A 14,091-nucleotide genomic window follows, 5' to 3' on the forward strand; every position below is an offset into this window, starting at 1 on the left:
AGCAAGCCGTCAATGTTTCAGCTACGGGGGTCTTACCCTCTACGCCGGGCCTTTCGCATGCCCTTCGCCTACATCAAGGGTTGGTGACTCGCCCTGCCGCCGGCGTCCCCGCCGTACGACGGGCCCGCTCCCCCGCTCCGGAGGGGGAGGCCAGCGCGTCCGGCCGGTGCCCCCTCGGGTCGTACGATCGGTCAGAGCATGCGGCGCAGCGCGGTCTCCACGGCGTCGATGAGTGGGTCGCCCAGCGAGCGCGGGTGCCTGGCCAGGCCGAGTTCGACGTCCGGCAAGGTGGGGAGGGCGTTGGCGTCGTGGCAGGCCATGGCCGGTTCGAGGTTGGCCGGCAGGAGCGCGGCGACGCCGAGCCCGGCCCGTACCGCGGCGAGCACGCCGACCAGGCTGTTGCTCTCGAACGCCACCCGCCAGGGACGCCCGGCGCGTTCCAACGCGTCCAGCACCGACGTGCGCCAGGAGCAGGTGTTGGCGAACAGCACCACGGGCAGTGGGTCGTCGGCCACCTCCACACCCGGGCCGACGGCCCAGACCAGCGGGCGACGCACGGTCCAGCGCGGCGGCGCAGGAACGGCCGCCACCTCGTTGAGTACGAGGTGGACGCGGCCCGTGTCGTAGGCCCCGCGCATGTCGGCGTGGGACATGCTCAGCACCTCCAGGGTTGCACCGGGGTGCAACCTGGCGAGGTCGGCGAGGGCCTGCGGGAGTCGGGACGCGATGAGGTCTTCGAGCAGCCCGACGCCACAGCGGCCGGTGAGCGTGCGCCCGGTTTCGGTGAGTGCCTGGGTGGAGAGCGCGAGGATGCGTTCGGCGAACGGCAGGAGTTCCTCGCCCGCCCGGGTCAGCGAAACACCCGCGGGCGAGCGGTGGAGCAGCGGCCGGCCAACAACCCTCTCCAACTTGCGCACCTGCTGGCTGAGAGCCGGCTGGGTGTGCCCGAGCGTCGTCGCCGCACGGCTGATGCTGCCGGCCCGTACGACGGTGACGAAGGACCGCAGCAACCCGATCTCAAGGTCCTTGGCCATAACGTTTGATTATGTCAGTCCTTGCACATTCGCCACTACCTATGGTGTGCCGGAGGGCCTAGCGTCACGCAGGTGACCGGATACCGACAGGTGCTCACCCTGCCCGGGATGGCAGCGTTGTTGGGTGTCTCCTTCCTCGCCCGTACGGCGATCACGGCCGTTGCACTGGCGTTGACGACGTACGTCGTGTTCAGCCTGCACCTGGGTTATGCGGCGGCCGGCGTCGTCGTCGCTGCCCTGACCGTGGGACTGGCGGTGGGTGGTCCGCTGCTCGGCCGGGCGATCGACCGCCGGGGCCTGCGCACCGTGTTGGTGGCGACCTCCGTCGCGCAGGCGGTGTTCTGGTGGGGCGTGCCGTTCCTGCCCTTCCGGTATCTGGTGGGCGCCGCCTTCGTCGCGGGGCTGTTGATGGTGCCGGTCCAGTCGGTGACCAGGCAGGCGATCACCGCGCTGACGACGGTGGGCCAGCGCCGGACCGCGTTCGCGTGCGAGTCGGTGCAGGGCGAGCTGTCGTACGTGGTGGGCCCGGCGCTGGTGCTGCTGTGTGCGGCCGGGCTGCCGCCGCGCGCGGTGGTGTGGGGGCTCGGCGCCGCAATCGTGGCCGGTGGGGTGGGAGTGGCCTGGCTCGATCCGCCGCTGCGCTCGGCGGACGAGACCGCTGTCGGTACGGGTGGTCGGCCGCGGCACCGGGAGTGGTTGGGCGCCGGCATGGTGGCCGTACTGACGATGGCGTTCGGTACGGCGATGCTGCTCGGCGGCGTCGATCTCACGATCGTCGCCGTGCTTGCGGAGTCGGGGCAGTTGGGGTGGGCCGCGGTGGTCGTGGCCGTTCTCGGCCCGGCCTCCGTCGCAGGTGGGTTGGGTTACGGCGGATCGACCCTGGCACTGCCGGCTTGGCTGCTGCTCGGCCTGCTGGGGCTTCTGACGGTTCCGGTCGGGCTCGCCCATGGCTGGCCCTGGCTCAGCCTGGCCCTCGTGGGCACCGGGTTGCTCACCGCTCCCACCCTCGCCACGGTGGCGGACGCGGTGAGTCGGCTGGCGCCGGCCGGCGTACGGGGAGAGGCGACGGGGCTCCAGTCCTCCGCGCAGAGCGTGGGCTTCGCGCTCGGCTCCCCGATCGCCGGAATGGTGGTCGACGCCTCCGCGCCGGCGGGTGGGTTCGTGGTCGCCGGGCTGGCGGGGGTCGCCGCAGCGCTGGTGGGGTGGCTGCTCTCCCGGCGTCCCTCACACCGGGCACCCCACTCGCCGAAAGACCCCGCGGCAGCCCTCGTACTCCCCACAACAAAGGCTTTGCGCGGGCCGTCGTCCGAGTGATCAGGTGGTCCGATGACCCACGATGAGGGGACGCCCCTTCGACCGCGGACCCTGGCCTGGGTGAGTCAGCACCTGAGGAGCGGCGAACGGATCGTCAGAGCCGAGACGTTGCACGGTGGCATCACCGCCGACGTGCGGAGGCTGACCATCGGCGCGCCGCACGGCGGCACCCGCCATCTGGTGCTGCGGAGTTTCGTCGACGCGCACCGCGTGCGGTACGCCGCGGACTGGCTCGGCCGGGAGAGCGGCGCCCTGACCCTCCTCACGGCGACCGGTGTGTCGGCTCCCGAGCTGGTCGCGGTCGATCCGACCGCGACGTACTGCGAGTACCCGGCGCTCCTGATGACCCATCTGGCGGGCCGGACGGCCCTCCACGACGAGGGGCTGGAGGCGCGCGTTCCGCTGCTGGCCCGTCAGCTCGTGGCGATCCACGCGGTCCGCCCCATCGAACCACCCCGGACGTACGCGACGTTGACGACCGCCGACACCGTGGTGGTCCCGGAGGGCGCCGACGCGGCGATGTGGGCCGCGGCCGTCGACGTGATCCGCGAGCCCGCGCCGCCGTACGAGGGGCGGTTCCTGCACCGGGACTTCCAGCCCGGGAACGTACTGTTCGACGTGCCGGCCACTCCGTCCGCGCCACCCACGCGACCCGCGCCACCTTCGCCGTCCACACCGCTCGCTCCGCCCCACCCACCCGTGCCGTCGGCCGGCGTCCGGATCAGTGGCGTCGTCGACTGGGCCGGGGCCTCCTGGGGGCCTGCGGACCTCGATGTGGCGCACTGCTCGACCACGCTGGCGCTGCTGCACGGCCCGACGTGGGGTCTGCGGTTCACCGCTGCGTACGAGGAAGCCGGCGGGGTGCTGGCCGCGGCGACCGGTGAGCGGCGGTACTGGCAGGTGCGGGACGCGCTGGCGGCTTCGGAGGAGGTCCAGCCGGTGGCACGGGCCTGGCGGGAGGCCGGGCGGCCCGAGTTGACCGATCGGGTCGTGGCGGAACGGCTCGACGGCTACCTCGCGGCTGTGCTGGATGCGCTGAGCTGAGCTGAGGCCGGAACGCCCCCGTCCCGGCTCCCGCCTGGCCCGAAGACACCCGGCAGCGCCCGACAGACAGCGCCCGGTTGTGGGCTATGCGCGGGCCGCCCCAGCTCGTGCGCGCCCGGGCCGTGCGCCCGGCACCGCCGGTCGGCAAGGAGCCGAGCTCCCGCCGCCGGCAGCACCGGGCGCACCGTGGTGGACACGCGATGGTGTACGCGCAGCGATGGGCGCCGGTCGCTACGAGCCCATCTCCTCGATGAGGGCGAACACCTCGTCGGCCGTGGCACCCGAAAGGTCCTCGTCGCGGGTGCTCTCCGCGGCCGGGTCGGCAACCGTGGCGGGGTACTTCCACAGCAGTGCCTGGAGCCGGTTGACCAGGCCGGTCCGGCGCGGGTCGGCGGCCGGTAGCGCGGCCAGCGCGGCCTCCAGCTCATCGAGGTGGCCGAGCGCAGGGTGTGCCTGCTCCCCGTCGTCCGGCAGGAGTTGGGTGAGCAGTTGGCCGGCCAGCGTACTGGGCGTCGGATAGTCGAAGACCAGCGTGCTGGAGAGGGTCAGGCCGAGTGCGCCGCGCAGCCGGTTGCGCAGTTCGACGGCGGCGATGGAGTCGAACCCGAGTTCCTTGAAGGGCCGGTCGGAGTCGACGGCGTCCGGCGACGGGTAGTGCAGCACGGCCGCCACCTGGGTTCGTACGATCCCGAGCAGGCGCTCGACCCGGTCTTCCGCGGGCAGCGCCACCAGCGCGTCGCGCAACTCGGAGGCGGCGTCGGCCGCCGCGGCCCCGTCGGGTGCCCGGGTTGCCTCAACCGCGCGCCTGGCCTGCTCCACCCCAGTCAGCAGGGCGCTCGGGCGAGCCATGGTGAACAGGGGCGCGAAGCGGTCCCAGGCCACGTCGACCAGGGCCAGGTGCGGGTCGTCGTGGTCGAGCAGCGTGCCGAGCGCGCTCACCGCGAGCCGCGGATCGAGCGGCGCCAGACCCTGTCGCCGCAGCCGGTCGGTGTGCGCGGCGAGGTCGGTGTCCGTGTCGCCGGCCGCGCCGGGCAGGTCCCACAGGCCCCAGGTCACCGACGTCGCCCGGTGCCCGGCGGCCCGGCGCTGCTGCGCCAACGCGTCAAGTTGGGCAGTGGCGGCGGCGTAGGCGCCGTGGTCCTTGCTGCCCCAGGCGGCGGCGACGGTGGAGAAGTGCACCACCGTGTCGTCGGGTCCGAGCCCGCACAGTTCGTCCAGGTGCGGACCGCCGTCCACCAGGTTGGCCTCGATCACCTCGCCGAGCCCGGCCGGGGTGACCTCGGTCAGCGGGGCGAGTTCGCCGGTGGCCGAGGTGGAAATGACCGCGCCGATCCGCGCCCCGCGCTCAGCCAGGTCGGCCACCAGGCGGGCAACGGCGTCCCGGTCGCTCGGCGCACCGTCAAGGACCTCCAACTCAGTGCCCAGGGCTTGGAGTTCGGACGTCAGTTCCGTCGCTCCGGCGGCGCTGGAGCCGTCGGGCCCGAGGAGCAGGACGCGGTCCGCGCCGGCCTCGGCAGCCCAGCGGGCGAGGTGCCCTGCCGGTCCGTCGGCCGTGCCGGTGATGAGTACGGCGTCGCGCGGCTGCCAGGCCTGCTGCGGGGTGCGTTCGCCCAGTGGGGCGGGCACCAGCCGCCGGCCCCACGCCGCGCCGTCGCGCAGCGCCGCCTGGTCCTCGCCCTGGGCTCCGGCGAGCAGCGCGCGGAGCAACCCGGGATCGACGCTCTCCGGCCGTGCCGGCAAGTCGAAGAGTCCGCCCCACAGTTCCGGGTGTTCCAGGGCCGCCACCCGGCCCAGGCCCCAGAGCTGGGCCTGTACGGGCGCGTCGACGGATTCCGCGTCGGAGACCGCCACCGCGCCCCGCGTGGCGCACCACAGCGGGCTGCTGACGCCGACTTCCAGCAAGGCTTGCACCAGCGCGAGCGTCGCGGCGACGCCGGCCGTCAGGCTCGTGCGCGCCGGGTACGGGCGCTCGTCCAGGCCGAGCAAGGAAAGGACGCGGGTGGGTGCGGCGGCCTCGTCCGCGTAGACGTCCTGCAACTCCGCGACCAACCCTGCGCGGTCAATCCCCTCCCCCACGGCCAGCCGGCGCACCTGGCCACCTGCCGCGCCCAGGGCCTCCGTGCACAGCTCGACCCACTCGTCGGCGCCCGCATCGGGGCACACCAGGAGCCAGGGTTCGGCCGGCCCCGCCGGTTCCGCGAGGTGGCTGAGGCGGTGCCACGCGATGCGGTACCGCCACTCGTCCATCTGGGACCGCTCGCGCCCGGCCCGACGCCACTGGGCCAGCACCGGCAGCACCACGCCCAGCGAGGACCGAGCCGCTTCGTGACCGTCCTCCGCCCCACCGTCGAGCTGCAAGGCCGCCGTGAGCGCGCCGAGATCCTGCTGCTCCACGGCGGCCCAGAAACCAGCTTCCTCCTCGTTCCCCTCCGGCCCCCCGATCGCGGGCAACGCGTCGGGAAGCCAGTAGCGTTCGCTTTGGAAGGCGTAGGTGGGGAGGTCGACGGTGTGTGGGGTGGGGTTGGTGGGGTACCAGCGGGTCCAGTCGATGGTGATGCCTGCGGTGTAGGCGTGTCCGACGGAGCGGAGGAGTTGGTCGACTCCGCCTTGGTCGCGGCGGAGGGTGGGGACGGCGGCGGCGTGGATGCCTGTGTCGTCGAAGGTTTCTTGGAGTCCGACGGTGAGGACGGGGTGAGTGCTGGCCTCGATGAAGACCCGGTGTCCGTCGGCCAGGAGTACGCGTACGGCATCCGCGAAGCGGACTTGTTCGCGCAGGTTGGTGACCCAGTAGCCGGTGGACAGCTCGCTGGTGTCAATCCGCTGAGCCGTCACCGCGGAGTAGAAGGCGATGTCGGACCGAGTGGGCGTGATACCCGCCAGCACCTCGTGCAACTCGTCGGCGATCTCATCGACCTGCGGGCTGTGCGAGGCGTAGTCCACATCGATCAGCCGCGCCCGACCACCGGACTCTTCCAGCGCGGTGACGGCATGCTGAACATGCTCAGGCGGACCGGAAATCACCGTGGAGCCGGGACCGTTGGCTGCCGCGATGCCTGCGCCGGCTGCCGCCTCACCAAGCCCTGCGAGGAAGTCGGCCGCCTTGTCCTGACTCAACGCGAGGGACGCCATCGCGCCGCCACCCGCCAACTTACGCAACGCCTTGCTGCGCAGGGCCACCACCTTCGCACCGTCTTCCAGAGACAGCGCACCGGCGACGACGGCCGCAGCGATCTCACCCTGGCTGTGACCGACGACCGCAGCCGGCTTCACACCCTGATCCGCCCACACCGCAGCCAACGACACCATCACCGCCCACAACACAGGCTGCACCACATCAACCCGACCAAGGTCAGCAGCATCCACACCACCCCTCAGGACCTCGGCCAGCGACCAGTCCACGTACGGCACGAGCGCCTGCTCACACTCCGCAACCCGCGCCGCAAACACCGGCGAAGACTCCAGCAACCCCGCACCCATCCCCACCCACTGCGACCCCTGACCAGGGAAAACAAGCACCGGGCCGAGGTCCGTATGGGGGGGTGGGAAGGGCTCGGTGAGGTGGGGGTGGGGTTGGTCGGTGGCGAGGGCTTTGAGGATGGTGGGGAGTTCGTTGGGGTGGGTGGTGGTGATGAGGGCGCGGTGGTCGAAGGTGGTGCGGGTGGTGGCTAGGGACCAGCCGATGTCGATGGGTGAGAGGTGGGGGTGGCGGGTGAGGTGGTCGGCCAGGGCCTGTGCCTGGGCTCGTAGCGCCTGAGGGGTACGAGCCGACAGGACCCACGGCAACGGCCCACCCACGACCACGACCGACCCGCCCTCGGCCCCTGCCGCCCTTCCTGCCTCGGCCACCGTCGCGGACTCCGGTGCCGCACGGCCCTCCGGCGCTTCAAGGTGCGCCGGCGCCCCGGGGGCATCCGGTGATTCGGAGGGCGCCGGTGCCGCAGGGGCCTCCTCCACGATCACGTGCGCGTTGGTCCCCGAGATCCCGAACGAGGACACCCCGGCCCGCCGCGCGTGCTCGCCGCTAGGCCACGGGACCTGTTCGGTGAGCAGGCGCACGCTCCCTGCCGACCAGTCGACGTGCGGGTTGGGTTGGTCGACGTGCAAGGTCCTGGGCAGCGTCTCGCGCTGAAGCGCCATGATCATCTTGATGACGCCGCCGACGCCCGCGGCTGCCTGGGTGTGTCCGATGTTGGACTTGATGGACCCCAGCCACAGGGGTTGGCCTTCAGGCCGGTCCTGGCCGTACGTGGCGAGCAGGGCCTGCGCCTCGATCGGGTCGCCGAGCGAGGTGCCCGTGCCGTGCGCCTCCACGGCGTCCACCTGGTCGGGGGCGAGGCGGGCGTTCTCCAGCGCCTGCCTGATGACCCGTTCCTGGGCGACGTCGTTGGGGGCGGTGAGGCCGTTGCTCGCACCGTCCTGGTTGATCGCCGAACCACGGATGACGGCCAGCACGCGGTGGCCGTTGCGGCGCGCGTCCGAGAGGCGTTCCAGCAGGATCAGGCCGACGCCCTCGGAGAAGCCGGTGCCGTCCGCCGATGCCGCGAAGGACTTGCAGCGGCCGTCGGGCGCGAGCCCCCGTTGCCGGGAGAACTCGGCGTAGGCGGTCGGCGTGGTGAGCGAGGTGACGCCGCCGGCGACGGCCATCTCGCACTCACCCTGGCGCAGTGCCTGGGCCGCCAGGTGCATCGCCACCAACGACGACGAACAGGCAGTGTCGACCGTGACGGCCGGCCCTTCGAGGCCGAAGGTGTACGCCACCCGGCCGGACACCACACTGGTGAGGCTGCCGGTGGTGGCGTAACCCTCGAAGCCCTCCGGGATGTGCGGGGTGCGCGACAGGTAGTCCTGGCTGGAGACACCCGCGTACACCCCCGTGGCCGAGCCCTTGACCTGCGTGGGGTCGAGGCCGGCGCGTTCGAAGAGCTCCCAGGCGACCTCAAGCAGCAGCCGCTGCTGTGGGTCCATGGCCAGCGCTTCGCGCGGGCTGATCCCGAAGAACTCGGCGTCGAAGCGGTCGGCGCCGTCCAGGAACCCGCCGTCGCGCACATAGCTGGTCCCGGGGTGGTCCGGGTCCGGGTGGTAGAGGCCCTCCAGGTCCCAGCCGCGGTCGGTGGGGAACCCCGTGATGGCGTCCGTGTCCGATGCGACCAGGTCCCACAGGTCTTCCGGGCCGCGGACGCCGCCCGGGTAACGGCAGGCCATGCCGACGACGGCGATCGGTTCCTGGGACCGTTCCGTCACCTCGCGCAGCCGCTGGCGCGCCTGCCCGAGGTCGACCGTGACCCGCTTCAGATACTGACGGAGCTTGGCTTCCGTGTCCGACATCAGTTCTCGCTCCTGATCAAGAAGGCAGTTCGCGGTCGATGAAGGCGAACAGCTCGTCGTCCGACGCCGCGTCCACCGCGTCGCTGTCGACGGCGTCCGGGTCCGGCTGGTCGTCGGGGCCGTTGTCGTTCAACCGCCACAGCAGCGTCTCCAGCCGCTTGGCGAGCTTGCCGCGTACGTCGCCGTCCGAGGTGAACTGCGCCATGGCTGTCTCGAACTTGGTGAGTTCGTCGAAGAGCGGCGCCGCCGGGTCGGCCGCTGCGGGGCACAGCTTTTCGCGCAGGTCCTCGGCGATGGCCGCGGGCGTGGGGTACCTGAAGATGAAGGTGGCGGGCAGCCTGAGTCCAGTGGCTGCGGAGAGCCGGTTGCGCAGTTCCACGGCAGTCAGCGAGTCGAATCCCAGGTCCTTGAACGGGGCGTCGCTGTGCACCGCGTTCAGGTCGGCGTGGCCGAGTACGGCCGCCGCGTTGCTGCGGACCAGATGGAGCAGGGTGCGGTGCTGTTCTTCGGTGGAGAGGGCGGCGAGTTGGGCGGCCCAGTTGGTCGCGGCCTGGTTGGTGGCCGCGCCGCGCCGCGTGGTGTTGGTGGCCACCAGGGCGCGGAGTTGGGCCGGCAGCGTGTCGGCCGGTTGGCCCGCCAGGGTGCGCAGGTCCAGGTTGACGGCGGCGAGTTGGGCGTCGCCGTGTCGGGTGGCGGCGTCCAGGAGGCGCAGTGCGTGGTCGTTGGTGAGCGCCTTGATGCCGGAGCGGTTCATCCGGGCCAGGTCGGCGGTGTCCAGGTGGCCGGTCATGCCGCTGGCGTCGGCCCACAGGCCCCAGGCGATGGACACGCCGGGCAGTCCGTGGGCGCGCCGGTGGGCCACCAGTGCGTCACAGAAGGCGTTGGCCGCCGCGTAGTTGGCCTGTCCGGGGCTGCCGAGGGTGGCTGCCGCGGAGGAGAACACCACGAACATCCCGAGCCGTAGTCCTGCCGTCGCCGCGTGCAGGTGGGCGGCGGCGCTTGCCTTGGTCGCCCAGACGGGTGCCAGCTGGTCCGCCGTCTGCGAGGTGACCATGGCGTCGTCGAGTACGCCCGCTGCGTGGATGACGCCGGTCAGCGGGTGGGCCGGGTCGACGGAGGCGACCAGGTCGGCGACGGCCGCGGCGTCCGTGACGTCGGCGGCGACGATCTGGGCCTCGGCGCCGGCTTCGGCCAGTCGGGCGAGCAGTTCGCTCGCGCCGGGTGCGTCGGGTCCGCGCCTGCTGACCAGCACCAGGTGGCGGATGCCCCAGGTGCGGGCCAGGTGTTCGGCGACGTGGCCGCCGAGGGTCCCGGTGCCGCCGGTGATCAGTACGGTGCCGTCGGCGTCGACGGTGCCTGGCACGTCGAGTACGAGCTTGCCGGTGTGCTTGGCCTGGCTGAGGTGGCGCAGTGCCTGCCGGGCGCGGCTGAGTGGCCAACTGCGGACGGGGGGCGGCTGGAGCGTGCCCTGTCGGAAGAGTTCGCCGAGCGTGCCGAGCATCTCGCCGATGCGGTCCGGGCCAGCGTGGGTGATCAGGTCGTACACCTGGTAGCTGACGCCAGGGTGGGCCGCGGTCACCTGGTCCGCGTCGCGGATGTCGGTCTTGCCCATCTCCAGGAGCCGGCCGCCGTCACCCAGCAGGCGCAGTGAGGCGTCGATGAACGGGCCGGTCAGGCTGTTGAGCACGACGTCGACGCCCCGGCCGCCGGTGGCTTCCCTGACGGTCGTCTCGAAGTCCAGGTCACGGGAGTTGGCCCGGTGTGCCTCGTCGATGCCCATGTCGGCGAGGACGGGGTGTTTGGCGGGGCTGGCCGTGGCGTAGACCTCGGCGCCCAGGTGGCGGGCGATCTGGACGGCCGCGGTGCCGACGCCGCCGGTCGCGGCGTGGATGAGCACGGATTCGCCGGCTCGTACGCGACCGAGTTCGACCAGCCCGTACCAGGCGGTGAGGTAGGCGATGGGGACGGCCGCCGCCTGCTGGTAGCTCCAACCCTCGGGGATGGGGGCGACGAGTCGGGCGTCGGTCAGGGTGAGTGGTCCGAAGGCGCGGTCGAAGACGCCGAGGACACGGTCGCCGACGGCGATGTGGGTGACGCCGGGGCCGACTTCCACGACGACACCGGCGCCCTCGCCACCGAGGCCGGTCTGGCCCGGCACCATGCCCAGGCTGACGACCACGTCACGGAAGTTGATGCCGGCCGCGTGCACGGCGACCCTCAGTTGTCCTTCGCCGAGCGGTTCGAGCACCTCGGGGCAGGGCACGGGCCGGACGTTCTCCAGCGTGCCGCTGCCGTCGGTGTCCAGGCGCCAGGCGGCCCGCCCGGCGGGGCCGACGACCCCGCCGCCGGTGGTTCCGCCGCGTACCAGCCGCGGTACGAGGAGTTGCCCGCCGCGCAGTGCGGCCTGCGTCTCGGCCGCGGTGAGCGCCCGCCGTACGCCGTCGACCAGGCCGGCGCTGCCGGCCGTTGCTTCGGCGTCCGGGTCGAGGTCGATGAGCAGGAACCGGCCGGGGTTCTCCGATTCCGCACTCCGCACCAGGCCCCACGTGCCCGCGCCGGTGACGTCGAGTTCGCCGTGTTCGCTCGGGCCTGCGGCGACCGCGCCGTGGGTGACGATGACCAGCCGGCTCTCCGCGAGCCGCGGCTCGGCGAGCCACCCCCGGACGAGGTCCAGGGTGCGCTGGGTGGTCCGGTGACCGGCGGCGGCGAGTTCTTCGCCATCGGCCGGCGGCACGCAGGCGAGGGCGAGTACGGGCGCCGTAGCGCCTTCGTCAAGCGCCGTGACCAGGGCGGACACCTCGGCGTACGGGCGCGGGCCCGCGCCGCTCGGAGTGGCGAGGTCAGCGAGGTGGAACGGGTCCTGGCCGAGGACGGCCCAGTCGCCGGCCGCGAGGTCGTCCGCGCCGCTGCCGGGCAGCAGGGGCACGGGCGTCCAGTCGAGTGCGAAGAGCCCGTCGGCTCCCCGGCCGCCTGCGGAGTGCAGTTGGTCCGCGGTCGCGGCCCGCATCGCCACCGCGTCGACGGTGAGGACCGGCGCCCCGACCGCATCGGCCACGGTCAGCCGAAGCGCCCGCTCGCCGTCGCCGCCCTGCTGGTCGCCGGGTTGGATGCGTACGCGTACGGTGCCTGCCTTGGCGGCCCACAGGGAGACGCCGTTCCAGGCGAAGGGCAACCACACACGGTCCGTGCCCGCCGCCCGCCGCGGCTGACCGGCGGCCGGGGTGGCCGTGCCGGTGTCACCCTGGGGCGCATCGGTCTCCGGATTGGATTCCGGGCCGGTCTCCGCCAGGGTGCCAGCGGTGGCCTGGTCGGCGAGCAGGGCCGGGTGGAGCGCGGCGTCGAGCAGGGCCGGGTGGATGCCGTAACCCTCCAACTCCCCCGCCGACTCGGGCAACTCCACCTCCGCGTACACCTCGTCCCCGCGCCGCCACGCAGCCCGCAACCCCTGGAACGCCGGGCCATAGCCGTACCCACCCGACGCCGCCCGCTCGTAGAACCCGGCGACCTCCATCGACTCCGCACCGGCCGGAGGCCACACGCCCGCCAGCCCGTCCGGCTGCGCCGACTCATCCTGCGGGGGGCTGAGTACGCCCTCCGCGTGGCACACCCAGGTGGCGGCCCCGGTCGGGTCGTCGTCGGGACGCGAATGGATCTGTAGGTCGCGCGAACCGTCGGCGGCAGGTGCGCCGACGACGACCTGGATGCGGAGCCCGCCGGACGCGGGCAGCACCAGTGGTACCTGGAGCGCCAGTTCGTCCACGCCCGCGCACCCGGCCTCGTCGGCGGCGCGCAACGCCCATTCGGCGAGCGCCGCACCGGGCAACAGCACCGAGCCGGCCACCACGTGATCGGCCAACCAACCCCGGCCGCCACTCACGGACAGCCGACCGGTCAACAGCAGCCCCCCATCGGTGAGTTCGACCGCAGCGGGCAGCAGGGCGTGCTCGACCCGCTGCAACCCGGCTGCCCCCATGTCACCGATGTCGCTGTTGGTGATCAGCCAGTACGAATCGCGCTGGAAGGCGTAGGTGGGCAGGTCCACGACGCGTGGGGTGGGGTTGCTGGGGTACCAGCGGGTCCAGTCCACGGTGACGCCCGCGGCGTAGGCGAGTCCGACGGAGCGCAGGAGCTGGTCCACTCCGCCTTGGTCGCGGCGGAGGGTGGGGACGGCCGTTGCCTGGATGCCTGTCTCTTCGAAGGTTTCTTGGAGTCCGACGGTGAGGACGGGGTGGGTGCTGGCCTCGATGAAGACCCGGTGTCCGTCGGCCAGGAGTACGCGTACGGCATCGGCGAAGCGGACTCGTTCGCGCAGGTTGGTGACCCAGTAGCCGGTGGACAGCTCGCTGGTGTCGATCCGCTGAGCCGTCACCGTGGAGTAGAAGGCGATGTCGGACCGAGTGGGCGTGATACCGGCCAGCACCTCGTGCAACTCGTCGGCGATCTCATCGACCTGCGGGCTGTGCGAGGCATAGTCCACATCGATCAGCCGCGCCCGACCACCGGACTCTTCCAGCGCGGTGACGGCGTGCTGAACATGCTCAGGCGGGCCGGAGATGACGGTGGAGCCGGGGCCGTTGGCTGCTGCGATGCCGGCGCCGGCTGCCGCTTCACCAAGCCCTGCGAGGAAGTCGGCTGCCTTGTCCTGACTGAGTGCGAGGGACGCCATCGCCCCGCCACCCGCCAACCTGCGCAACGCCTTGCTGCGCAGGGCCACCACCTTCGCACCGTCTTCGAGAGACAGCGCGCCGGCGACGACGGCTGCGGCGATCTCACCCTGGCTGTGCCCGACGACCGCGGCCGGCTTCACACCCTGATCCGCCCACACCGCAGCCAACGACACCATCACCGCCCACAACACAGGCTGCACCACATCAACCCGACCAAGGTCAGCGGCATCCACACCACCCCTCAGGACCTCGGCCAGCGACCAGTCCACATACGGCGCAAGCGCCTGCTCACACTCCGCAACCCGTGCGGCGAACACCGGCGAAGCTTCGAGCAACCCCGCGCCCATTCCGACCCACTGCGACCCCTGACCAGGGAAGACGAGCACCGGGCCGGAGTCTTCCCCGGTAGGTGTGGTGCCCAGGGTGACGACGTTGGGGTGGGGTTGGTCGGTGGCGAGTGCTTCGAGTGCGATCAGGAAGGACTCACGATCCTCACCAACGGCGATGGCACGGTGGTCGAAGCGGGTACGAGTGGTCAGCAACGACCAACCCACCTCCGTCGGACGCAACCCAGGCTCATCCGACAACCGCTCCACCAACGCCCGCGCCTGACCCCGCAAAGCCTCCGGCGTACGCGCCGACAACACCCACGGCACCACACCCAACACCTCACCCGCCACCGCCACCTCAGGCTCCACCCCAGCCTG

5 protein-coding genes are annotated in these 14,091 nt (G+C 72.3%); 2 read left to right on the forward strand and 3 right to left on the reverse strand.

The annotated features are described in order from the left end of the window. Positions 1-191 precede the first annotated feature (191 nt). Positions 192-1,034 (reverse strand): LysR family transcriptional regulator, encoded by an 843-nt coding sequence (locus tag AAHZ94_RS14825; protein ID WP_349993343.1) that lies wholly within the window; start codon positions 1,032-1,034, stop codon positions 192-194. 72 nt (positions 1,035-1,106) lie between these two features. Between AAHZ94_RS14825 and AAHZ94_RS14830 the strand changes: the two genes are divergently transcribed. Both AAHZ94_RS14830 and AAHZ94_RS14835 read left to right on the forward strand, forming a co-directional pair. Next, positions 1,107-2,348 carry an MFS transporter gene (locus AAHZ94_RS14830; RefSeq protein ID WP_349993344.1) on the forward strand — a complete coding sequence of 414 codons (1,242 nt, stop codon included), beginning with the start codon at positions 1,107-1,109 and terminating at the stop codon, positions 2,346-2,348. 12 nt (positions 2,349-2,360) lie between these two features. After that, entirely contained in the window at positions 2,361-3,392 is a 1,032-nt protein-coding gene (locus tag AAHZ94_RS14835) for a phosphotransferase family protein (RefSeq protein ID WP_349993345.1), read from the forward strand. Positions 3,393-3,623: 231 nt separating this feature from the next. Here AAHZ94_RS14835 and AAHZ94_RS14840 read toward each other — a convergent pair whose 3' ends face one another. Both AAHZ94_RS14840 and AAHZ94_RS14845 read right to left on the reverse strand, forming a co-directional pair. Continuing rightward, positions 3,624-8,717, reverse strand: coding sequence for a type I polyketide synthase (locus AAHZ94_RS14840; protein ID WP_349993346.1), 5,094 nt, complete (start codon positions 8,715-8,717; stop codon positions 3,624-3,626). A gap of 16 nt (positions 8,718-8,733) precedes the next feature. Then, complete coding sequence (locus AAHZ94_RS14845; RefSeq protein WP_349993347.1) at positions 8,734-14,070, reverse strand: SDR family NAD(P)-dependent oxidoreductase; 5,337 nt, start codon at positions 14,068-14,070, stop codon at positions 8,734-8,736. Between the last annotated feature and the right edge of the window lie 21 nt (positions 14,071-14,091).

It is taken from the genome of Streptomyces sp. HSW2009 (assembly GCF_040240285.1).
GTDB lineage: Bacteria > Actinomycetota > Actinomycetes > Streptomycetales > Streptomycetaceae > Streptomyces.